The following is a 20193-nucleotide window of genomic DNA, read 5'->3' on the forward strand; positions in this document are numbered from 1 at the left end:
GCCTCTATTCCTTGGGGGCATTGGGTGTCAGCAGATTTTCAGAGTCACCGGATGTTTGTTCACTCAGCACTTTGTCTTCGATGGTGCGATCGGCGCTGACATCCTGTGCTTCGCTGCGGTCTTCCACGGATGCACTCGTCGGCGTTGCGGAAGGTGGCGTTTCCGACTGCTGATTGATGCGCAGGTTGTAAATCGGTTCGGGCATGACAATACCGGCCTGATCGAATGCCTGTTTCACACCCCGGATAGCTTCGCTACGCACCTTACCAAAGTTGTTCTGGCGCTGGTCAACCCAGCCGAAAATGCGCAGTTGTACGTTGGAATCACCCAGCGCCTCAATCAGCGCCGCTGGCTTGGGTTCTGGCATAACACCGGGCATGGCTTGCAGGGTTTCCATCGCCAGTGTCTGGGCAGTCAGTAGATTTTGATCCGTATCGACACCGACATCGAACTGGAAACGCCGCTCAGGGTTGCGGGTAAAATTGGTGATAATAGCCTTGAACACGGTAGCGTTGGGAATGCGGATATGATTGCCATCCGGTGAAATTAGCACCGTGGCACGGGAATTAAGGCTGGCAACATTGCCCTCGAAGTTATCAATATTGACCAGATCGTTGACTTCAAACGGGTTACGCACACTCAGCAAAATACTGGCGATGTAGTTTTCTACTGTGTCGCGCACGGCAAAACCAACCGCCAAACCGACGATCCCCGCAGCACCCAGAATCGTACCCAGCAAAGCGGTGGCATCCAACAGGCTCAAGGCCAATACCAACCCGAGCATGATAAACACCAGATGAGTGATCTGCCCCAGCAGGTTGGCAATGAAAGCGTTCGGGCTGATGCGCCGAAACAGGTTTTGCCGACGCGAAATCCAGCCACCCAGCATCCAAAACAACAGGAACACCAGCAAACCCAACAGGAACAGCGGCAAGGCAGCAATCGTCTGCTTTCCCATGACCAGCAACTTGTCCCAAGTATTTTGCAGGCGTTTACTCATGCTGCGGTTGATGACCAGATCATTTTGAACCTCCACCACGCCTTCTACTTGCTTGGCAAACTGCAAGGCTTTGGTTTCAGAAGCGCTGGAATCCACTTCACCGCCCAAGGTGACAACGCCATTATTGACGCTGATGCTGACGGTTTTCAGAGCATCCAGCTCAGCGAAGATGCTTTGTAAGCGTTCACGTATTTTTTTATCGCCCTGCACGGAACTACCAGTCGCAATGACCTTGCTGGTATCCGCTGCTGTTTCAGCCGCTTTACCGCCCAACAAATCCGTCAGTTGATCGGCGTACAGGTTGGTGCTGAACAGCGACAGGGCAAGCAGCAGTACGCTCATGAATGTTCGTATACTCATGTCGCTTACTCTCCACAGCGGTAATTGCAGGTTTTTCAGGCTGCTGGTTTGCATAAAAGTCCTTTCGCGTTTTTAGTGTTAGAGCCGTTTCAACAAATTCAAGGCCAGTGGCAACAAGCCCGGCGGCAAATGATTCTTGCCCAAACGCTTCCACAACAATCCGGCAAAAAATGCCGCGCCTGCCAGTGATAGGCACGCCACCCCAATAACAAACAGGGTCAGGGGTGGCGACCAATGGGTGATCAAAAGCTGGTAAAGCGCCAGCATGAACAGCGGGCTTGCATGGTTTACCGGCTACTTGCTGTCTTCAGTTGATTTTGCAGTTGCCATTACCGTTCTCCTCTTTAACTACCCTTTCGGCCCCATCAGGAACCAGAGCAACAGCCCCAGGATTGGCAATACCAGAATCAGTACTACCCACAGCACTTTCGCACCCGTACCTGCGCCACTCTGCACGACTTTGATGATCGCCCACACATCGACGATGAGGATGATCAGACCCAACAGGCCGCCAATTTCGATACCCATAACGATTCCTCGTGGTTATGACCGATGTATGTAGTTTTCGGTACGTTCCTTCTGTTCGCGTTTCACTTTTTCTGCCTCGGCAGGGCTGACCTCTGCACTGACTTCACCATCCTGAGTGGAAAGTACGCTGGTTTCCAGTTCCATGCCGTCTTTATCAAGGTGCAGACCCGTGACCCTCTTTTCCGCTTCTTCTAGACTGATGTCGTAACGTTCCTGCAATTTGCCGACCAGCGTTTCGACCCGACCAGCGACCTCCAGCAGGTCGTCGTCAGTCAGTTTGCCGAATTGTTCGCGTACTTTGCCTTTGACTTGATGCCAGTTGGCTGAAATGTAATTACTCATATCCATGTTTATTCTCCTGTTCCTTCAGATTACAGATTGATGTCGTTAGCCATTTTCTCGGCTTCTTCACGGGTAATGCCGTAGCGTTCCTGCAACTTGCCGATCAGGACTTCAGCCTTGCCTTCGATGGCGGTCATGTCGTCGTCGGTCAGCTTGCCATATTGCTCTTTGATCTTGCCTTTCATTTGCGTCCAGTTGCCTGCAATTTGATCCCAGTTCATGGTAATACTCCTTGTGTTGCGATTGATTAAGGATTGACCGCTGTATAACCGCCATAAGCGATGCCAGTCAGCAAGGCCATGTCGCGGTTCCAAGTGGTCAGATCCCGTTTGGAAAAATCGTGTAAATGTGTGTGCCCGCAGGCACGCGCCATCACCTGCATCAAATGGGTGGAGGCGCGGAAAAAGTTGTTCAGTTGCTCCGCACTTTTTTCGACCAGCAAGCGGCGGCGGAAATGGATGTCCTGAGTGGCGATGCCGACCGGACATTTATTGGTGTGGCAGGCTCGCATTCCCAGACAGCCAATCGCCTGCAAGGCAGCGTTACCCAGCGCAATGGCGTCAGCACCCAGTGCCAACGCCTTGATGAAATCGGGCGGAGTGCGCAGGCCGCCGGTCACGATCAGACTAACCTTTCCGTTGGCGTGCTCATCCAGATAACGTCTGGCGCGTGCCAGTGCCGGAAGGGTTGGCACTGAAATGTGGTCACGGAACAGCAAGGCAGAAGCGCCCGTACCACCGCCACGCCCATCCAGAATGATGTAATCCACGCCCATGTTCAGGGCGGCTTCAATGTCTGCCTCGATATGCTGGGCTGACAGCTTGACGCCGATGGGAATGCCGTTGGTGGCTTCGCGTACTTCCTCGGCAAAACGGCGGTAATCGTCCAGCGTTTCCAGACCGGGAATACGGGCAGGTGATGTGACATCTTCACCTTCCTTGACGCCACGGATTTCAGCAATTCGGGCAGTGACTTTCTTGCCGGGCAGCAACCCGCCCGTGCCGGTTTTGGTCGCCTGCCCCAGCTTGAAGTGGAATGCTTGGCAGCGTTTCACCTTGTCCATGCTGAAACCAAAGCGACCAGAGGCGTATTCGTAGAAATAGCGGGAATTAGCGGCCTGCTCTTCCGGCAACATGCCGCCTTCACCTGAGCAGATGCCGGTTCCGGCCAATTCCGCGCCGCTCGCCAGTGCCAATTTGGCTTCCTGCGACAGCGCACCGAAACTCATGTCGGTGACAAACAGGGGAATATCCAGTGTCAGTGGGCAGTTGGCCTGTTTGCCGATAATGGTTTGGGTAGCAACCTCCGCATTATCTTCCAGCGGAAAACGGTGTAACTGGGCGGTGAGAAGCTGAATATCGTCCCAGCGTGGTAAGGTTTGTACAGGCACACCCATTGCGGCGACTTCGCCGAAATCATGTTTACCGGGTTTATTCATTTGGGAAAGTTGTTTAATGGTTTGCACCTGTATTTCTTCTTCACCGCCGTGAATATCCTGGTATAAACCCTGGTAAGACTCACGATTATAAGCTTGCGGATTTTGTTTTTCCCATTTAGCAATTTCTTTTTCATCCACCCAGACTTTATTATCTTCAATCCATGCTCTAAATTTATGTAATGATTCCTCATTATTATATTCACTGACTCCGCCTTTATAGCGGTAGTCCCAGCCATGTAAACTGCAAATCAGATTATCACCATCAATATAACCATCTGCTAATAATGCGCCACGATGCTGGCAACGCCCGTATAAAACGGAAACCTTTTGCTCATCAGACCAGCGAATAACCACCAGATCCACGTTAGCGACCAAGGCGTAGGCTGGCTTTCCCGGTTTTAATGCATCCCAGTTGGCGATAACTACTTCAGTCATGATCTGCATCCTTAATAAAAGAGGTTATTGCTTCAGTTGCTGGTTGGCTTCCTGCTGCTCTTCACGCGCTTTGGCAGCAACACCCTCGGCAGTATCAGCAACGGCATCGGCAGTCGCAGCCTTGGCTTTATTGGCAGCGTCAGCCGCTGCATCGGCAGCCTGTTGGGCAGCTTTTTTGGTTTGTTGAGCGGCATCCTCCGCCATGGCCTTGGCATCCTGCGCGGCGGCAGAATTTTCAGCCTCTTGAGCCGCACGATCTGCTTCATTCGCAGGTGACTTTGGTTCCTGTTTATCACCACTACAAGCGAATAACGTAGCAGATGCCAGTAAAATCAGTGCTGTGTTTTTGATAGTCATCATAAAATCCATCTCTATAGTATTAATTGATAGATAATGCCTTAATTAAGGCGTTCTACGGCAGTAATCAGGGCAATAACTAAAAAGGTGACTGACCAAATTAATCATGACGTTCTCCTTACAATTAATGGTTGCTTGTCAAAATACACAGCGAAAACAGTGAAATCAAATACAGTACAATTCATGTCTATATATTTTTAAAATACTTTAAAATTTCAAGATAATTGTGTGCAAGTCGACCACAAATTAGATAAAAATTTAGCCAGAGGGGAACCAAGACGTATCTATTTCAAAATAACGATCCTGAAAATTGATTAATTTCTTGAGTTTATCCAGCTCATGCAGGGTAACTTCGCGGTGTTGGCAGGTGCAATAGCCCTCAAACGCCAGTTGGGTCATGGCGTTGCTGACCGAGACGTTGGTCAAGCCTATCGCGTCACCAATCACATCCTGCGTCAGGGGCATTTCAAAGCGGTTTAGTACGCCAGCGGGTGAATGGATGCGCAAGCGGGCGTGCATTTCCAGCATAAAATGGGCAACCTTGTGTGGTGCTGATGCCCTGCCCATGATCTTCATCCGATCCTGTAACACAATCTGTTTCAAAACCCCCAAGCTGAACAGCAGCGCCGTCAACCGGGGGGAGTGAATGAAAATATCATCCAGCCTGCGTTTGGGAAAGGGACACAGCACCGTCTTGGTGACGGTCATCATTTCACCACAAGCAGCTTTCATCGCCACATCCGTCAGACCAACGATGTCGCCGGGGTAATGAATGCGCAAAACCTGGCGGCGGGTCTCGTCCAACTGTTCGTAACGGTACAACCAGCCTGATTTGACCACAAACAGATGGCTGGGGTTGTCGCTGAATGCCAGACGGGTACGAGGCCGGTAGCTGATTTCGTCTTTTTCAAGCTCACGTAACAACTGTTCGTCCCTGTCTGAAAGCGACGTGTAATGACGCATCCGTTCGATCAGACAACTGCTTGCTTTTCCCTCTTGTTGACGCATAAACACTCCTGTTCTGTTTAAGACTGCACTCCCAGTCAACTTACGTATACGTACAGCCGACTTTTTTGGATTTATCCGTCTTTCGCGTAAAACCTCGTCCTTCAGGGCGAGGATGCAGAGCGAGGGCAGCATCGCTGCGCCTCTTCCGTTTGTCGGCTGAAACCCGCATTTACGGTGGATTCAGACGCACAAGACAGGGATTTCAACCTATCCTTAATCTCATGCAACGACGCCAAGCCTTTAAATACGAACTGAAGCCCACCGGCGAGCAACAGCGCAACCTACGCCGCTACGCGGGATCGTGCCGATTTGTTTACAACAGGGCGTTAGCGTTGCAACAAGCCAACCATGCAGCGGGTGAAAAGTTCATCGGTTACGTGGCCATGGCAGCCAAGCTGCCCGTTTGGAAATGAATGGTTTGTCAGCATCCAAACCCAACGGGAAGTGGAGCAGCCAACACCCACCGCCACCACGAGCATCGGCATCGACTTGGGCATCGCCCATTTTGCCACGTTCTCGGATGGCACATGGCTCGCCCCGCTCAACAGCTTCAAGACAACACAAGCCAAGCTCGCCAAATACCAACGGCGCATGGCGCATAAACAAAAGTTCAGCAACCATTGGAAAAAGGCGAAAGCCCGCGTCCAAAAACTTCACGCGCAAATCGCCCATACCCGCCGCAATTTCCTGCACAAAGCCACGAATACAATCAGCCAAAACCACGCGGTGGTGTTCGTCGAAGATTTGCAGGTACGCAATATGTCAAAATCAGCGGCAGGCACGGCAGAAAACCCCGGCAAGAACGTAGCTACGAAAATAACGCCGATGTGGTCGGCGCGATCAATGTCAAAGAGCGGGGACACCGCTTGTTAGCCTGTGGAGATGGGGCATTACGCCTCTCGATGAAGCAGGAACTCGCCGAAGTCAGTCAGCTATCTAGCTGAATGCAGTAGGAATCCCCTTCCTTCAGGGAGGGGAGGATGTCAATTTCCCGGTTTTTCTCAGTCCCTGCACTGACAGGGGATTTCGGTAATACCGGATAATTGGTCTACACTCGTGAAAACACGATGTCTGGAGACAATGCATTGAAAACCCGCATCCTGCACTTGCTTGAGCTGCTGACTGTCAATTTCTGGATGATTCCGTTGCTGTTTCTAGTGATGGCAACCATTCTGTCGTTTGTGAACATCTATCTGGATCGGGTGCTATTTACAGGCTGGGGGGAAATATTGCCATTCCCGTTTTACTTCAAGGATGCGGACAACTTCCACTCGCTATTAAGCCTGACAGCTAGCGCCATGCTAGGAGTCACCGGGGTGGCTTTTTCCATTACGATTGCCTCCCTGACGCTAGCTTCGCAGCAGTTTGGCCCGCGTCTGTTGCGTAACTTCATGAAAACCCAGTTCAATCAGGTGGTGATGGGCTTTTTCATCGGTACGTTCCTGTATTGCGTGTTGCTGCTGCAATTCAGCAGTACGCTGGAAGAAATCAACCTGACACCGGTGATTTCGCTGACAACCCTGCTGGGGTTAATCATTACCGATCTGTTGTTGCTGGTGTTTTTCTTTCACCACACCGCCATGTCGATTCAGGCCGACACCATCATTACCGAAGTGCATCAAGAATTGAGTGAACGGCTGGAAGCACTCTTCCCTGAAACGCTCGAAACCAGCGAGCATTTGCCAGCCGCCGCCTTGCAATCGCAAGAGCACGAACGCTTTGAAACACAAGGTGATGTCGTGCGGGTACAACAAGCTGGCTATTTGCAAGCGATTGATGTGACGGGTTTACGGGATTATGTGACCGAACAGGATATGGCGCTGAAATTGGCTGTCCGCCCCGGCGATTTCCTGATGCAAAACTGCGGTCTGGGTTGGTGTCTAAATCAGGATGCGCTGGACGAAGCCAAGCAAGCCGCCATCAACAGCTACCTGATTGTGGGTAATACGCGCACCGCCGAGCAAGACGCCGAATACGCTGTGCGCCAGTTGGTGGAAATCGCGGTGCGAGCCATGTCACCCGGCATCAATGACCCGTTTACCGCGATTACCTGCATCGACCGACTGGGCAACGCGCTGGCTTTCCTGCTGAACCGGCAATTTCCGGCAGAACAGTATTTCGATGAAAACGCCCGGCTGCGCCTGCAACTTAAACCCTTCACCTTCAGTGGCATCATGGCAGCGGCTTTCAATCAGATTCGCCAGAATACCGCGTTTCACGTCGCCGTCATCATCAGCTTACTGGAAACCTTGCGAAGCCTGGCAGCGCAAGCCCGTACCCCCGAACAGCAAAGCGCGATCAGGAAACAGGCCGACGCCATCCATGTCGCGTGTCAGGATGAAATCAAAGCGCGAGCCGATCTGGAAGACATTAAAGCGTGCTATCAGGCCGTTTACCGTTTTCTTCCCGTGCCATCAAATTCTCAATAGCGGCAATCTCTTTCACCACATCGCGGCTGAGAACATCATTGCCGTCGGCGGTAATCAGCACATCGTCTTCGATACGGATGCCAATATTCCACCATTTCGAGTCAACATTGTCTGCCGGAGAAATATACAGCCCCGGTTCCACCGTCAGCACCATGCCGGGTTGCAAGGTACGCCATTCGTCGTCACCTGTGCCGACTTTGTAATCGCCCACATCATGCACATCCATCCCCAACCAGTGCCCGGTTTTGTGCATGTAAAACTGGCGGTAGGGTTCTTCCTTGGGGGCTTCGCCTTCCGCCACTGCGGGCTTTTGCATGGCCTGTTCAAGCGTGCCGGAGAGGATTCCCAAATCCAGTAAGCCCTGAGCCAACACTTTCACCGCTGCCTGATGCGGGTCATCCCAGCTTTTGCCGGGAATGGCGACGGCAATCGCAGCGTGTTGCGCATCCAGCACCAACTGGTACAACGCCCGCTGTTCTGGGCTGAAGGTACCGTTAACCGGGAAGGTGCGGGTAATATCGCTGGCGTAGCATTCGTGTTCCGCCCCCGCATCAATCAGCAGCAAATCGCCATCACGCAAGGTGTCGCGGTTTTCGATGTAGTGCAGGATACAGGCATTCTTGCCACCACCAACGATGGAGGTGTAGGCAGGTTCCATGCCCTTTTGGCGGAATTCATGCAGCAACTCGGCTTCGACTTCGTACTCAAACTTACCCGGCTGGCAAACCTGCATGGCACGGGTGTGAGCACGGGCAGCCGTTTGCGCGGCGTAACGCATCACCGCCACTTCCGCGTCGGATTTGAACAACCGCATTTCGTGCACAATACGATCGAGCATCACAATACTGTGCGGCGCACGCACGCCTGCACGCGCTTTGGCACGCAAGTGGTTCACCCAGCGGATCACGTTCAAATCAAAATCGGGGTTCACGCCCAAGTCGTAATGCACTTGGTCACGCCCGGTGAGCAAGTCCAGCATCAGTTTGTCCAGATCGCTGATCGGGTGCGCATCGTCGGCACCGTGCCAGTGTTTTGCCCCGTCCAGACCAGCGCGTGTGCCTGACCAGCGTTCCGCCATTTCATTTTTTTCGCGGCAAAACAGCACGTATTCGCCCGCTTCGCGCCCCGGCACAAACACGGCGACCGCTTCCGGCTCGTTAAAACCCGTCAGGTAGTGAAAATCGCTGTCTTGGCGAAACGGGTATTCTGCATCACGGTTACGCACTTTCAGGCCGCCGGAAGGCACCACGGCCAGCGCATCCTTACCCAGCCTGTCCAACAAGCGACAGCGGCGGGCAGCGTATTCTTCCTTCGGAATGATTGGTTTGTTCATCAAAATCTCCGGGGATAATCCTAGTGTATTTGTGGCGCGGCTTTCATCGGTTGCATTTCTTCGTTCATCATCAGCACGCCGACGCGCAAATATTCGATAATTTCAGCCAGCGCATTTTCGCCTTCTTCTTCATCTTCCATCTCCAGCTCGCCGGAACTGCCAATGCGCACCACGTCTTCCGCCCATTCGCGGGAATCTTCCGGTAGCTTGTGCATGTCCTTGACACCCGCCAGCGCCAGCCCGTAGCTGAAACCCTGACACCAATCCTGCATCGCTTCCACCCGCGTTTCCAGCGCATCGTCTTCCGGCAAAAACAGCTCGAAAGCCATTCCAGGGTCGTTTAATTGCTGACGGGTGACCGTAAACAATTCACGTAATAAGGTGCGAGCTTCCTGCACATGAAAATCCTGCGGGTTGCCTTCCAGCACTTGCGCCAACCATGTTTCCTGACTGAAACCCTGATCGATCACCAACATGCCGCAACCCATGCCATGAATTTCTGCGCCGGAAAAGTCCACATTAGCACGTCCTAATGCTCGTTCCATTGCTACATAATCCGGTAATTCATCGTTCAAAATTATGTTCTCCCTGACAAAGCGCTATTATGAGATGATTGACCTGGTTTCGCACTCTTTACTACCATTACTGTATGAATACACAAACCCCCGATCTGACACTGCAAACGCAACTCCACGCCATCAACGAGCGCGTGGAACGTTTACTTGGCTTGATTGAAAAACTCGCTAATGAAAATAGCGAACTGAAAAAACAGGAAAAATCCCTCATGCAGGAATGCCAAGCCTTACGTAGCCGTCATGATAAGGCGAGCAGCCAGCTTGAAGCCATGATCCAGCGCCTAAAAAACCAGCCAACTGATAATGAGGCGTAAGTTACATGGAAAAAAGTATCCAGCCGGTCACTATTCGCATTCTGGACAAAGATTATATGGTCGCCTGCCCTATTGGTGAACAGGATGCCCTCATCGCGTCTGCCCGTCGAGTCGATCGGGAAATGCGTAAAATTCGTGATTCCGGCAAGGTATTAGGTAGTGACCGTATCGCCGTCATGGTAGCGCTTAATCTTGCGCACGAATTAATGCACGGCAAGCAACAACACGCCCAGCCTGCCTCTGTCAGCCCAGAAACGGCTGAACGGTTACAGCAATTGCAACAACGCATGGACACTGTGCTGGATAAGCATAAAGCCTGATCCCTTGTCAATTCTTCCCCCCAGTCGATAATTGTACTAGTATGGGTTCACGGACACACTTCTGGGGATCTCGTGAGAAGGTGGGTATTATCCTTGAGCCTAATTTCTTACCCCGGGAGCGGTTGTAATGATTCGGTGTGCATGACCGCTCGACGGTAAGCCTGAGAATCATTCGCCGCACCCACTTGAACCACTGGTTCAAGGTCGAAACCTTCCACGATTTTCTGGGGTGTGTCCCCTTTCCTTCTCCTCCCTGCTATAGTATCCACTCCGTTAGGAGGAGATAAAACAATGCACTTAAACCCGCACCTATCCGCTACCATGCTAGCTGTTAGTTTACTGTTTGCCAGCCTGCCCGCTGCGGCTGCTGAAAAGCCCAGCGCAGCAAAAACGGCTACCGCAGCAGAACAAACCCATCGCTTGATCATTCAAGTCAATAAACGCGAAGAAGATTATCAGGATCATCTCCTGTCCAATATCGTCAACTTGCAAAAACATTACGGCATGGACAATATTGAAATCGAAGTCGTCGCCTATGGCCCTGGCATCTGGCTAGTCACCGACAAAAGCGCTTTCCTCAAGCGCGTGGAAAGCCTGATGATGCAGAACGTCACCTTCACCGCCTGTGGCAATACGCTGGATACCGTATCAGAAAGCAGTGGCACACGCCCTGCGCTCATCGATGGAGTAGAGGAAACGCAAACCGGCATTGCGCGGATTATTGCCCTGCAAGAACAAGGCTGGAGCTACCTTAGCCCGTAATACACGCCGGGTACGTACAATTTGCCCCGCCCTGACAGTCGCAGGCTGTCTCGGCGGCTTGCAAAATCAGGCTGGGCATCAAGCCTGACACCCCAAGGTAGGGAGCCATGCGCACCCGTACTTGCGGATTTTCACCTTGTTTCGCCTGCACCAACTCCGGCACATCATTCACCACATGACGCCCGGCAGACAGGAAAAACGGCATGATGGTGATGTCGGTTGCACCTTGGTCAATGCATTGCTGGATACCGTCCGGGATCGACGGTTCCGCCAGTTCCAGAAAGGCACTGCTCACATAGCCGTAAGTTTCAGCGGACTGTTCCCCCACTTTGGCGGCAAGGGCGCGGATTTCATCATTGGACTGGGTACGGCGGCTACCGTGGGCAACAATAAGCAGGGCTTGCATGGTTAATCCTTGTATCAAAACGTGTATCAAATAAGAGCGAATGTAGTAGAGTATTCCTTATCACAACAGAGGAGAGATAAATCGTATGGGTTTACTGTCAGACTTGAGCGCATGGCAATGGGTGCTGGTCACACTAGGGTTAACACACATCACCATTGCGGCTGTCACCATTTTCTTGCACCGCACCCAAGCACACCACGCGCTTGAGCTGGGGCGTATTCCTTCACACTTTTTCCGCCTGTGGTTGTGGCTGACAACGGGCATGGTAACGCGGGAATGGGTCGCCATCCACCGCAAACACCACGCCAAATGCGAAACCCCGGAAGACCCACACAGCCCGCAAACCCGTGGCATCCATACCGTGTTGTGGAAAGGGGCATTGCTATACCGTCAGGAAGCCCAAAATCAGGAAACGCTGGAAAAATACGGCAAAGGCACACCCGACGACTGGCTAGAACGCCATGTTTACGCACCCTACCCTTGGCTCGGCATCAGCACCATGCTGGTGATTGATATTGTGCTGTTCGGCTTGCCCGGCTCACTGATCTGGCTGGTGCAAATGGTGTGGATTCCGTTCTGGGCAGCAGGCGTCATCAACGGACTGGCGCATTTCTGGGGCTACCGTAACTGGAGCACTACCGACGCTTCCACCAATATTTCACCGATCGGCATCCTCATTGGTGGCGAAGAATTGCATAATAACCACCATGCGTTTGCCTCTTCCGCCCGTTTTTCTTGCCGCTGGTATGAGCTGGACATGGGCTGGTTCTACATCCGCCTATTGGAAATGCTCGGTATGGCGAAAGTGCGCAAAGTCGCGCCGCGCATCCGCATCAACCCGCACAAACTCACCGCTGATTTCGATACGGTAAGCGCTGTGCTGGGCAACCGTTTGCAAGTGCTGTCGCATTTCGCCCAGCAAGTGATCAAACCCGTCACCAAGTCCGAACTGCGCCACCAAAGCGTGCTCGCGGAAAGTCAGGTGCTGCAAACCGTGTACTTGTACCAGCAACGCCTTTACCAGTTGTGGGAACGCACCACCGTCAGTCAGGAAGCACGTCTGGAAGCGGTACAGGAGTGGATTAACAATGCCGAAAAAACCGGAATTACTGCACTGGAACAATTCGCCCAGCGTTTGCGCGGATACTCCGTGGTAGCCTGAGCCGATGCACGACCTTGACCAACTCACCCTCAGCGAGATTAGCCAACGCCTGCGCGGGCGGGGAGAACCCACTCATGATGTAGCGCTGGATGCGTGCCGGGAAGCCGGAGTACTGGTTCCCTTTGTGCGCATGGAAGGGGCATGGCATTTGCTGTTTATCCGTCGCCCTACCTCGGTCAGAGACTACCACAGCGGGCAAGTGGCGTTTGCTGGCGGCAAACATGAGCCAGAAGATGTCGATCTGACCGCTACCGCCTTGCGTGAAGCCCACGAAGAAATCGGTATCGAACCACAAGATGTGCAAGTGCTGGGGCAGCTCAGCCCACATCACAGCGTCAGCCGCTTCCGCATTTTGCCCGTGGTGGCCACCGTGCCCTGGCCTTACAACCTCACCCTCAGCCCGCAAGAAGTCGCGCGGGCATTCACCATTCCCTTGGCATGGCTAGCACAACCGCAACACCATGAAATACGTTATCGGCATTTGGCGGATTTGCCAAAACCTTTACCGGTGGCTTACTTTGAGGAATATGATGGTGAGATATTGTGGGGAGCGACAGCGCGGATCACGCTGGCTTTATTGAGTTGTCTGCGATAGACAAAAAAAGAGAGGACACCCACAGCAAGAACACGAAGGAAAGAGAGGAGGAGGAGAGAGATACCCTCTATGTCCATGCGCTGTGGGCGCTTGCAAATGATTCCGCCGCTAGGAGGAGGAGGAGGAGAGAAAGAGCCGGAATCACTCGTTTTTGCAATGCAGCAATTATTATGGATTTCGGGCAAAGCGGACAAGCTATAATTTCTAAACCTAATGGTTAGAAAAACTAACCACTGGAAGATTCGCGATCTTGCGACTGTGCCTCTTCGCGCAACCAATCAATGAAAATATCCGTATCAGCTTGATTATTATTAATTTTTTCATGTCTAAAAATAAAGTAGGCATGTTCTAACTGGATAGGTAAATTAAACGGTATACACAACCTACCCGCGTCAATATCGGATTGCGCTAAGGGTTTTATCGCTAATAATACTCCTTGACCATCCACGGCGGCATCCAGTGCCAATGAAACGTGGTTAAAATGCAAGCCCCGATTGGCATTCACCCCCTGCACATTTTGCTGTTTCAACCAGGTTACCCAACTCGGATGCCCAACATAATTAGATTCATCATGCAATAAGGTATGAAATACCAAATCTTCAGGCTGTTGCAAAGGATGCGGGTGAGCATCGCTAACCAAAGCAGGGTTACACACGGGTACAGCAGACACGGCAAACAATTTTTCTGCACCCGCAACCTGACCAGCCCCAAAGCCAATGACCACATCCACATGATTCTGACGGAAAAAGGTATCCATCCCCCCAGCATCACCTTGCAAATCAGCCGTGACCAACTGGACATTACTGTTGATCTGCATATCAATATCGGGGTATTTCAGTGAAAAACGGTGCAGGCGTGGAATCAACCATTTAGACGCAAAGGACGGCGTGGTACACACAGTAATGCTCTGCCGATGCTTTTCGCTGCGCATCAAGTGTACCGCCTCCCCCAAATTATCAAACCCTTGACGTAATTTAGGCAAGGCCGCTTCTGCACCTTGGCTGAGGGTGATGCTGCGGTTTTTACGTTCTACCAAGGCAAAGCCGAGGTAATCCTCCAGAAATTTAATCTGGTGGCTAATGGCGGCACGGGTCACATTGAGTTCCGCCGCCGCCTTGGTAAAACTCAAATGGCGAGCGACGGCCTCAAAGGCACGCAGGGCATTCAGGGGGGGTAATTGTTGGGACATCCACCGATTATGCCCTATTTACGACGACGAAACAGATACCCTCTTGTCAAATGTGTTGTTTTTTGCATAAAGCCATAAACTGCACGCCAATGTCAGCGAATAAACTAGCAACGACCCCAGTATAATCCCTAACCAACCCTGCCATGCCCAGAACGGCGCGAGCAAAAACCCGCCCACACTCGCCCCCATGTAATAAAACACCAGATACAACGATGACGCACTCGCCCGCGCCTTCAACGCATGATGGCTGACCCAGCTACTCGCCAACGAATGCGTCAGGAAAAAGCCGAAACTGCTCACCATAAACCCCCACACAATCGCAGACAGACTGGGAATCAGCGTCAACAACGAGCCACCCATCAAGCATAAAATCCCCAACGCCATACCCACTGGCGCAGAAAAATACTGCGTCACCCGCCCGGAAAACGCCGCTGCCAGCGTACCGCTCAAATACGTCAGAAACAGCAAGCCCAGCGCGTGCGGCGACAAATGATACGGTGCAGCCGCCAGCACAAACGTGATGTAGCTATACTGATTCAGAAAAATCATGAAATTACCGCCCGCAATCAGAAACGCCGCCAGCAATACCGGATTACGCAAATGTCCGCCCATGTCTTGCGCAATATGCAGCGGATGCAAAGGCTTCGGCTGGAAATGCTGCGACTTAGGCAACAGCCACACAAACGCCACCAGCACCAACGCACTCAATATTCCCACCGCCCCAAACGCCGCCGCCCAGCCGAAATGCTCCCCGACGAAACCGCCCAGCAACCGCCCGGTCACGCCCCCCAAACTATTCGCACTGATGTATACCCCCACCGCCAACACCACCGCCTTACGGCTGAATTCATCCCCCATGTAGGCAATCGCAATCGCAGGCAAGCCCCCGAGGAAAAATCCCTGCAAGCCACGCAACAACAGCAAGGTTGAATAGCTTTCCACCTGCGACAACGCCAGCGTCACCAGCACCGCCCCTGCCATCGTCACCACCATGATCGGCTTGCGCCCAATCGCATCCGACAACGGCCCATACACCAGCAAGGACAAGCCCAGCGTCAAAATCGTAATGGTCAAACTCCAGCTTGCCTGCAATTCCGTCAAATGAAATTGCAGCGCCAAGGTCGGCAGCAAGGACTGCACCACATGCAAATTGGCAAAAATCATCGCCGAACCAAGGCATAGTGCCAGCGTGGCAAGGCGAAAAGCGCGGGTGTTAGCTTCAATCATGGTTGTCTCCTGTTGAGGAGGGTTTAGAATAGTTGCACTGCAACAATAAATAAAACAGTTACGCAAAGAAATGCGTGCTTTCGTCGATTTCCTACTGGAACAACGTCCGATCTAATGCCACACTCTTTCACATACCAGCGTCAGGAAGACCCCATGCCCCACAAAGTTGTCCACATCAAAACTGTTGCCGCACAAGCACCGCTTTCCCCGGCACAAAAGAAATTCAACACCCTAATCAAGAAGATCGACGCACAGAAACAAGTGCTACGCGAATGGCAGGAAACCTTTGCGCAATGCCGTCAGGATGCCGTCGAAAAGCTGGAACCGTTACGTAAGACCCTGCACGAACACCAAGCCGACATGGTATTACTGCTCGACCAGCAATTCACCAGCCACAAATTCACGCCGAACCAGAAAGACAAACTCACCCACCTGATCACCGAAACCTGTGATGAGCTCATTACCCTCAACCAGCGTGATGATTTGAAAGCGATTTTCAACAAATACAGCGACGATGATTTCGACACACTGGATCAAGAAAGTGACGAAATGGCGCTGGAAATGATGAAAGCGATGTTTGAACAAGAATTTGGCACTACGCTGGATGATGTCGAATTTGACATCAAAGACCCGCAAGGCACTGCCGAACGGCTGGCAGAAAAGCTCAAGCAGCAACAAGAACAAGCCGAACAAGCAGCGCCCAAACGCCCACAGCCCAAGAAAAGCGCCAAACAACTGGCCAAAGAAGCCAAGGCAGCGGAAGAAGCCGCCAACGTCAGCAAATCCATCCAAGCCGTTTACCGCCAACTCACCAGCGCCTTGCACCCCGACCGCGAGCAAGACCCGGTAGAGCGCGAACGCAAAACCGAATTGATGCAACAAGTAACCGTTGCTTACGGCAGCAAGGACTTACTGAAACTGCTGGAATTACAACTTGCTGTCGAACAGATCGACCAGAGCAAACTCAACAATATCAACGCAGAGCGCCTCAAGCATTACAACAAAATCCTCAGCGACCAGTTACGCGAATTGCAGGAAGAAGTGTTCCTCAAGGAAAGCGAAATTCGCGAGATGATCAATGCGTCACCTTTCGAGCCGCTTTCCCCCAAGCGCATGATCGGCTTGCTCAAGCAGGACATGCGCACGGTGCAAGACATGATTGCCCGTATCCAACGCGACATGCGGGCGTTTCGAGATGTAAAACAACTTAAAGCGTGGCTGAAAGGGTATCGGATTCCAGAGCCGGATTTTGATCCATTTTTTGGGGATTTTCCGCCGTTTCGGTAACATTCAGAAAATTAATTGAAGTGTTTCAACCTGCGAACAGGACACTGTGATTACACACATAGAAAATTCTAATGATGCAGAACAGAAAGTTCTAATTACATCGAATAAAAAATAAGCTATGCTGGTTTTTGTATCACGCCTCTTGAATCTTTTCACAGGAAACAAGAGGTAGAAATGTGTCAACATAAAGTGGAGGTATTCACTAATGTCAATGAACCCAAGCCCCAGCCAACATAGCAATAAGCGATTTTCTACACTTGTTAATGTGCGAAAAACCATGAGAGGTAGAAAACCAGCTGTAAGCGCTAACACCCTATACAAACGGGAAACTGAGCATCAGTTCACTCAGATACCGACTCATGAAATCGCCAATGAACAATCTCAACAATCCAAAGACCTAGACCTTTCCGCTTGGGAAAAAGACTCCTGTCCACATTGCGCTTCTCTAGTTTGGACTAAGAGACACCGCACTTGGTGGCAAAAAATGTCAAAGCCCAAGCAAAATCTATGTGTCTGCCGTGAGTGTCACCAAGAGTTTTGGCGAGAGGCATTTTAGGGCAACTACACTCGTACCCACACCACGGTGGGCAATGGCTGCAATGCTTCCCGCGCCATTGCCCGTACCTGTTTGGGATCCAACCCCAAATCACCCAGCTCCCTAATCAAATATGGCATACAATGATGACTCTATTCGATGCTAATCGAGGCAACCATGCGCACCACTCTCAACCTTGATGACGAACTGCTACGCCAAGCCTTTGAACTGACCGGCATTGCCGAAAAAGCCGCCCTACTCCGTGAAAGCCTAAAAGCCCTGATCGAACGCGAAAGCGCCCGCCCCGCCGCCGCTCCACGGAAGAGGCGCTATGATTCTGGTCGGTTGCTATTACAAGGGTTGTAACCCAAGCATCAATTGCCCGTCTGGATCATCCCCTCAATCTCCGCCAACGCCGCTTGGCCTTTTTCCTGAAACAACGCCAAAGCTGCTTTCCCCACCTGCGCCCAATGCTCACATCCCCACGCCGTATACGCGGCAATCTTCCCGACATCCCCAGTTTCATGCCAATGCTGATAAGCTTCCACCAACTGCGGAGCCAGTTTCTTACGCATGGCCGACAGATTGCCGAAATAGAAATGCAGAGAGGCGGCATTGCCCCGCGCCAGCAATTCCGGCAAGGTATGCAAACAATCCGCCAGCAAATCACGCACCGCCCGCAGCATAATGTCAGCGTGCGAAGGCGGTAACGCAAACAGCATCGTTTGCCATTCGGCATCGCCCAGCACTTGCCCGGCTTTCACCTCACCGATTTCGTGCGCCACTACCGTTTCAGTTTCAGCCGCTGCCAATGCATCCAACGCCGCTTCCATATCCGTATCGAAGTCGTAACAGGACAGCGCCCGACCCATCGGATTATCCAGCCCGCTCCAGCGCCATTCGTCGACCTTTTCCCAGACCATGCGGCGCAAGGATTCGCGGCGGATGAACACCTGTTTACCTTGATTCATCGCCGGTGGCGCTTCCACATCCCGCGCCAATTCGCGCCCGGCCACCAGAATGGTGTAACCGTCCTGCTCGATGGTTTGCTCCAGTTCCGCCAGAAAAAACAGCGGGCGGCAACGTCGACCATAGCCTGCGCTGTAGACCAGCCCTGCCCCGTTCAAGGCAGCATTAATCGCTTCGTTGGCAAACGGGTCGTGTTCGCCGCTACCATTCAGCGGCAAGGGTGCGTAATCCTGCGCGTCCAGTTCATCCCATATCACTTCGCGCTGGGTCAGCCATTCGCCCACGTCATCGCTGGTCACGACATCGCTGAGGCGAATGCCTTTTTCCCAGCGGAAAAATTCGCGCATTTTCAGCAAATACACGCATAAGGTGTAATCACCGGCGTGGCGTGCGTCAGCAATATGGCAATTGCGTTGCACGGCCTGAATCAAGTCTTGGTGCTGTGTGTGCATAAACCTACCTCGTTTGTTTTACCCGATAGTAGCAAGGTTAGCGCCACAACGCGCATTAACGGTTACGCCGCAGCTGCCATCAAGGTGAAGTCGGCATGAATTTCATCGTAGGGAACACAAACACCTTCTGCATCTTGTTCGACAATACCGTGGTCGATCAGAATTTTAATGTCATCGTGTACTCGCCGGACATCGCGTCCTATTTGCCGCGCCAATTCGCGGATGCTGGTTTTGCCGAGCGTTTGCAGTTTTATGACCAAATCCCAGCGGCGGGCGTTGATCACCTCAAAGAACATGCCGGGGGAGGTAAACGTCAGGTATTCGCCTGTGTATTCGCTTTTGTTCCAAGCATTTAGAAAACGTGCAGCCGAGGCTTGCATTGCCTGTTTTTCAGACTGGATTTTGATTTCGAGCGTGCGTTTAGTGTTGTTCTGCATATTGCAATTCATGCCGTTTTTAAAACAAACGGGTTCAGGATTCGTACCCCACTATCCAGCACCATGCCATGCTGCATATCTTCGCTCAGAACAATTTTACAGCTATTTCGTTCAGCTACCGCAACGATCAGTGAATCGTAAAAACTGAAACCGTAGCGGCGGGAAATACCAAGTGCATTTTTTGTGTCAGTTTCATCCAACGATGCAACAGGCAACAAGCCCAAAATCTCGGCGATGGTTACGTCAATATTGGCGTAGGTTTCAGGAAATTTGCGCCGGGTGACATTGCAAAATTCATTCAAAACTTGTGCGCTAACCATTGCTCGCCCGCATTCCAGCAGATTGGCAGCTATCGGGCGTTTTTGTTCATCCTGCTTTGAATAGCGATAAAGCAGGATGTTTGTGTCGAGAAAGTAATCAACGCTCATTCGCTTCCTCACGATCAAAGCGGTAGCCGCTCAAGTCCAGACTGAAATTACCCAAAGGTGCAGGATTAGGTTGGCGGATACAACGCTTCAACTCTTCCAGCAAATCATCGGGCGGTGCTGCTTGTGTTGGCTGCTGATTGGTAAGCCGCTGGGATGCCTGCAAGCCAAGCCGAAAGTAATGGATGAAATCCAACACTTCCGCGAGTTTGGTATCGGGAATCTGGCTAATTTCTTCTACTAGGCGTTCCCGTAAAGGGTTTACTGCTAACATTTTAATCCTCCGGTAGAGAATAAGTTATATTGGA

27 protein-coding genes and 1 other RNA gene are annotated in these 20193 nt (G+C 51.9%); 11 read left to right on the top strand and 17 right to left on the bottom strand.

Translation table 11 applies throughout. The annotated features are described in order from the left end of the window. Positions 1 to 4: 4 nt before the first annotated feature. From J9253_RS11660 to J9253_RS11695, 8 genes are all read right to left on the bottom strand, one after another. Positions 5 to 1360 (bottom strand): mechanosensitive ion channel domain-containing protein, encoded by a 1356-nt coding sequence (locus J9253_RS11660; RefSeq protein WP_210221153.1) that lies wholly within the window; start codon positions 1358 to 1360, stop codon positions 5 to 7. A 78-nt stretch (positions 1361 to 1438) separates the two neighbouring features. Next, the gene (locus J9253_RS11665; protein ID WP_210221154.1) at positions 1439 to 1627 is read right to left on the bottom strand and encodes a hypothetical protein; all 189 of its coding nucleotides are present in this window, start codon (positions 1625 to 1627) and stop codon (positions 1439 to 1441) included. An 81-nt stretch (positions 1628 to 1708) separates the two neighbouring features. After that, complete coding sequence (locus tag J9253_RS11670) at positions 1709 to 1888, bottom strand: PLDc N-terminal domain-containing protein (RefSeq protein ID WP_210221155.1); 180 nt, start codon at positions 1886 to 1888, stop codon at positions 1709 to 1711. Positions 1889 to 1903: 15 nt separating this feature from the next. Further along, positions 1904 to 2236, bottom strand: coding sequence for a CsbD family protein (locus tag J9253_RS21340; RefSeq protein WP_407701769.1), 333 nt, complete (start codon positions 2234 to 2236; stop codon positions 1904 to 1906). 23 nt (positions 2237 to 2259) lie between these two features. Then, a complete protein-coding gene (locus J9253_RS11680; protein WP_210221156.1) occupies positions 2260 to 2451 on the bottom strand; it encodes a CsbD family protein in 192 nt (63 codons plus the stop codon). Between the two features lie 26 nt (positions 2452 to 2477). Then, a complete protein-coding gene (locus J9253_RS11685) occupies positions 2478 to 4103 on the bottom strand; it encodes a glutamate synthase-related protein (protein WP_210221157.1) in 1626 nt (541 codons plus the stop codon). Positions 4104 to 4127: 24 nt separating this feature from the next. Next, the gene (locus J9253_RS11690; RefSeq protein WP_210221158.1) at positions 4128 to 4463 is read right to left on the bottom strand and encodes a hypothetical protein; all 336 of its coding nucleotides are present in this window, start codon (positions 4461 to 4463) and stop codon (positions 4128 to 4130) included. A gap of 255 nt (positions 4464 to 4718) precedes the next feature. Next, positions 4719 to 5468, bottom strand: a complete 750-nt coding sequence (locus tag J9253_RS11695; protein ID WP_210221159.1) for a Crp/Fnr family transcriptional regulator — start codon at positions 5466 to 5468, stop codon at positions 4719 to 4721. A gap of 221 nt (positions 5469 to 5689) precedes the next feature. Between J9253_RS11695 and J9253_RS11700 the strand changes: the two genes are divergently transcribed. From J9253_RS11700 to J9253_RS11710, 3 genes are all read left to right on the top strand, one after another. Continuing rightward, positions 5690 to 5881, top strand: coding sequence for a helix-turn-helix domain-containing protein (locus J9253_RS11700; protein ID WP_210221160.1), 192 nt, complete (start codon positions 5690 to 5692; stop codon positions 5879 to 5881). Then, positions 5826 to 6341 (top strand): RNA-guided endonuclease InsQ/TnpB family protein, encoded by a 516-nt coding sequence (locus tag J9253_RS11705; RefSeq protein ID WP_210221161.1) that lies wholly within the window; start codon positions 5826 to 5828, stop codon positions 6339 to 6341. The genes J9253_RS11700 and J9253_RS11705 overlap by 56 nt, the downstream gene beginning before the upstream one ends. 194 nt (positions 6342 to 6535) lie before the next feature. Continuing rightward, entirely contained in the window at positions 6536 to 7897 is a 1362-nt protein-coding gene (locus J9253_RS11710; RefSeq protein WP_210221162.1) for a DUF2254 domain-containing protein, read from the top strand. Here J9253_RS11710 and J9253_RS11715 read toward each other — a convergent pair. Together J9253_RS11715 and J9253_RS11720 are read right to left on the bottom strand one after the other, a co-directional pair. Beyond that, entirely contained in the window at positions 7839 to 9230 is a 1392-nt protein-coding gene (locus J9253_RS11715; protein WP_210221163.1) for an aminopeptidase P N-terminal domain-containing protein, read from the bottom strand. The two genes, J9253_RS11710 and J9253_RS11715, sit on opposite strands and share 59 nt — an antisense overlap. 20 nt (positions 9231 to 9250) lie before the next feature. Next, a complete protein-coding gene (locus J9253_RS11720) occupies positions 9251 to 9805 on the bottom strand; it encodes a UPF0149 family protein (RefSeq protein WP_210221164.1) in 555 nt (184 codons plus the stop codon). Positions 9806 to 9879: 74 nt separating this feature from the next. Here J9253_RS11720 and J9253_RS11725 point away from each other — a divergent pair, with 74 nt between their 5' ends. The 4 genes from J9253_RS11725 to J9253_RS11740 all read left to right on the top strand — a co-directional run bounded on the left by J9253_RS11725 (position 9880) and on the right by J9253_RS11740 (position 11201). After that, a complete protein-coding gene (locus tag J9253_RS11725; protein ID WP_210221165.1) occupies positions 9880 to 10119 on the top strand; it encodes a restriction endonuclease subunit S domain-containing protein in 240 nt (79 codons plus the stop codon). A 5-nt stretch (positions 10120 to 10124) separates the two neighbouring features. Next, positions 10125 to 10439 carry a cell division protein ZapA gene (locus tag J9253_RS11730; protein ID WP_210221166.1) on the top strand — a complete coding sequence of 105 codons (315 nt, stop codon included), beginning with the start codon at positions 10125 to 10127 and terminating at the stop codon, positions 10437 to 10439. A 55-nt stretch (positions 10440 to 10494) separates the two neighbouring features. Then, positions 10495 to 10675, top strand: a non-coding RNA gene (gene ssrS / locus J9253_RS11735) — 6S RNA. 55 nt (positions 10676 to 10730) lie between these two features. Beyond that, the gene (locus tag J9253_RS11740) at positions 10731 to 11201 is read left to right on the top strand and encodes a DsrE family protein (RefSeq protein ID WP_210221167.1); all 471 of its coding nucleotides are present in this window, start codon (positions 10731 to 10733) and stop codon (positions 11199 to 11201) included. Here J9253_RS11740 and J9253_RS11745 read toward each other — a convergent pair. Further along, positions 11191 to 11607 (bottom strand): sirohydrochlorin chelatase, encoded by a 417-nt coding sequence (locus tag J9253_RS11745; RefSeq protein WP_210221168.1) that lies wholly within the window; start codon positions 11605 to 11607, stop codon positions 11191 to 11193. The genes J9253_RS11740 and J9253_RS11745 overlap by 11 nt on opposite strands. Before the next feature lie 85 nt (positions 11608 to 11692). Here J9253_RS11745 and J9253_RS11750 point away from each other — a divergent pair, with 85 nt between their 5' ends. Then, positions 11693 to 12769: a DesA family fatty acid desaturase gene (locus tag J9253_RS11750; RefSeq protein WP_323128843.1), complete on the top strand. Its 1077-nt coding sequence runs from the start codon at positions 11693 to 11695 to the stop codon at positions 12767 to 12769. A 4-nt stretch (positions 12770 to 12773) separates the two neighbouring features. Continuing rightward, on the top strand, positions 12774 to 13364 hold the full coding sequence (locus J9253_RS11755; RefSeq protein WP_210221169.1) for an NUDIX hydrolase: 591 nt from the start codon (positions 12774 to 12776) through the stop codon (positions 13362 to 13364). 226 nt (positions 13365 to 13590) lie between these two features. On the opposite strand, the gene gcvA is transcribed toward J9253_RS11755, so the two are convergent. Both gcvA and J9253_RS11765 read right to left on the bottom strand, forming a co-directional pair. Further along, positions 13591 to 14553 (bottom strand): transcriptional regulator GcvA, encoded by a 963-nt coding sequence (gcvA, locus tag J9253_RS11760; protein ID WP_210221170.1) that lies wholly within the window; start codon positions 14551 to 14553, stop codon positions 13591 to 13593. An 18-nt stretch (positions 14554 to 14571) separates the two neighbouring features. Further along, entirely contained in the window at positions 14572 to 15780 is a 1209-nt protein-coding gene (locus J9253_RS11765) for an MFS transporter (RefSeq protein ID WP_210221171.1), read from the bottom strand. Between the two features lie 153 nt (positions 15781 to 15933). Here J9253_RS11765 and J9253_RS11770 point away from each other — a divergent pair, with 153 nt between their 5' ends. Continuing rightward, positions 15934 to 17067 carry a molecular chaperone DnaJ gene (locus J9253_RS11770; protein WP_210221172.1) on the top strand — a complete coding sequence of 378 codons (1134 nt, stop codon included), beginning with the start codon at positions 15934 to 15936 and terminating at the stop codon, positions 17065 to 17067. A gap of 694 nt (positions 17068 to 17761) precedes the next feature. Then, entirely contained in the window at positions 17762 to 17968 is a 207-nt protein-coding gene (locus J9253_RS11775; protein WP_228291363.1) for a type II toxin-antitoxin system VapB family antitoxin, read from the top strand. Positions 17969 to 17976: 8 nt separating this feature from the next. Here the strand turns inward: J9253_RS11775 and J9253_RS11780 are convergent, their stop codons facing one another. From J9253_RS11780 to J9253_RS11795, 4 genes are all read right to left on the bottom strand, one after another. Continuing rightward, a complete protein-coding gene (locus J9253_RS11780; protein WP_210221173.1) occupies positions 17977 to 19023 on the bottom strand; it encodes an Sfum_1244 family protein in 1047 nt (348 codons plus the stop codon). 62 nt (positions 19024 to 19085) lie between these two features. Further along, complete coding sequence (locus J9253_RS11785; protein ID WP_210221174.1) at positions 19086 to 19460, bottom strand: HVO_A0114 family putative DNA-binding protein; 375 nt, start codon at positions 19458 to 19460, stop codon at positions 19086 to 19088. An 8-nt stretch (positions 19461 to 19468) separates the two neighbouring features. Beyond that, positions 19469 to 19888 (bottom strand): PIN domain-containing protein, encoded by a 420-nt coding sequence (locus J9253_RS11790; RefSeq protein WP_210221175.1) that lies wholly within the window; start codon positions 19886 to 19888, stop codon positions 19469 to 19471. Then, on the bottom strand, positions 19878 to 20159 hold the full coding sequence (locus J9253_RS11795; protein ID WP_210221176.1) for a hypothetical protein: 282 nt from the start codon (positions 20157 to 20159) through the stop codon (positions 19878 to 19880). Before J9253_RS11795 ends, J9253_RS11790 begins: the two co-directional genes overlap by 11 nt. Between the last annotated feature and the right edge of the window lie 34 nt (positions 20160 to 20193).

This window comes from Thiothrix litoralis (assembly GCF_017901135.1).
Taxonomy (GTDB): domain Bacteria; phylum Pseudomonadota; class Gammaproteobacteria; order Thiotrichales; family Thiotrichaceae; genus Thiothrix; species Thiothrix litoralis.

Coding starts and splice junctions, on each gene's coding strand:
- J9253_RS11660 (WP_210221153.1), bottom strand. CDS start 1,360: ATGAGTATACGAACATTCATGAGCGTACTGCTGCTTGCCCTGTCGCTG.
- J9253_RS11665 (WP_210221154.1), bottom strand. CDS start 1,627: ATGCTGGCGCTTTACCAGCTTTTGATCACCCATTGGTCGCCACCCCTG.
- J9253_RS11670 (WP_210221155.1), bottom strand. CDS start 1,888: ATGGGTATCGAAATTGGCGGCCTGTTGGGTCTGATCATCCTCATCGTC.
- J9253_RS21340 (WP_407701769.1), bottom strand. CDS start 2,236: ATGGATATGAGTAATTACATTTCAGCCAACTGGCATCAAGTCAAAGGC.
- J9253_RS11680 (WP_210221156.1), bottom strand. CDS start 2,451: ATGAACTGGGATCAAATTGCAGGCAACTGGACGCAAATGAAAGGCAAG.
- J9253_RS11685 (WP_210221157.1), bottom strand. CDS start 4,103: ATGACTGAAGTAGTTATCGCCAACTGGGATGCATTAAAACCGGGAAAG.
- J9253_RS11690 (WP_210221158.1), bottom strand. CDS start 4,463: ATGATGACTATCAAAAACACAGCACTGATTTTACTGGCATCTGCTACG.
- J9253_RS11695 (WP_210221159.1), bottom strand. CDS start 5,468: ATGCGTCAACAAGAGGGAAAAGCAAGCAGTTGTCTGATCGAACGGATG.
- J9253_RS11700 (WP_210221160.1), top strand. CDS start 5,690: ATGCAACGACGCCAAGCCTTTAAATACGAACTGAAGCCCACCGGCGAG.
- J9253_RS11710 (WP_210221162.1), top strand. CDS start 6,536: ATGTCTGGAGACAATGCATTGAAAACCCGCATCCTGCACTTGCTTGAG.
- J9253_RS11715 (WP_210221163.1), bottom strand. CDS start 9,230: ATGAACAAACCAATCATTCCGAAGGAAGAATACGCTGCCCGCCGCTGT.
- J9253_RS11725 (WP_210221165.1), top strand. CDS start 9,880: ATGAATACACAAACCCCCGATCTGACACTGCAAACGCAACTCCACGCC.
- J9253_RS11730 (WP_210221166.1), top strand. CDS start 10,125: ATGGAAAAAAGTATCCAGCCGGTCACTATTCGCATTCTGGACAAAGAT.
- J9253_RS11740 (WP_210221167.1), top strand. CDS start 10,731: ATGCACTTAAACCCGCACCTATCCGCTACCATGCTAGCTGTTAGTTTA.
- J9253_RS11745 (WP_210221168.1), bottom strand. CDS start 11,607: ATGCAAGCCCTGCTTATTGTTGCCCACGGTAGCCGCCGTACCCAGTCC.
- J9253_RS11750 (WP_323128843.1), top strand. CDS start 11,693: ATGGGTTTACTGTCAGACTTGAGCGCATGGCAATGGGTGCTGGTCACA.
- J9253_RS11755 (WP_210221169.1), top strand. CDS start 12,774: ATGCACGACCTTGACCAACTCACCCTCAGCGAGATTAGCCAACGCCTG.
- gcvA (WP_210221170.1), bottom strand. CDS start 14,553: ATGTCCCAACAATTACCCCCCCTGAATGCCCTGCGTGCCTTTGAGGCC.
- J9253_RS11765 (WP_210221171.1), bottom strand. CDS start 15,780: ATGATTGAAGCTAACACCCGCGCTTTTCGCCTTGCCACGCTGGCACTA.
- J9253_RS11770 (WP_210221172.1), top strand. CDS start 15,934: ATGCCCCACAAAGTTGTCCACATCAAAACTGTTGCCGCACAAGCACCG.
- J9253_RS11775 (WP_228291363.1), top strand. CDS start 17,762: ATGCTAATCGAGGCAACCATGCGCACCACTCTCAACCTTGATGACGAA.
- J9253_RS11780 (WP_210221173.1), bottom strand. CDS start 19,023: ATGCACACACAGCACCAAGACTTGATTCAGGCCGTGCAACGCAATTGC.
- J9253_RS11785 (WP_210221174.1), bottom strand. CDS start 19,460: ATGCAGAACAACACTAAACGCACGCTCGAAATCAAAATCCAGTCTGAA.
- J9253_RS11790 (WP_210221175.1), bottom strand. CDS start 19,888: ATGAGCGTTGATTACTTTCTCGACACAAACATCCTGCTTTATCGCTAT.
- J9253_RS11795 (WP_210221176.1), bottom strand. CDS start 20,159: ATGTTAGCAGTAAACCCTTTACGGGAACGCCTAGTAGAAGAAATTAGC.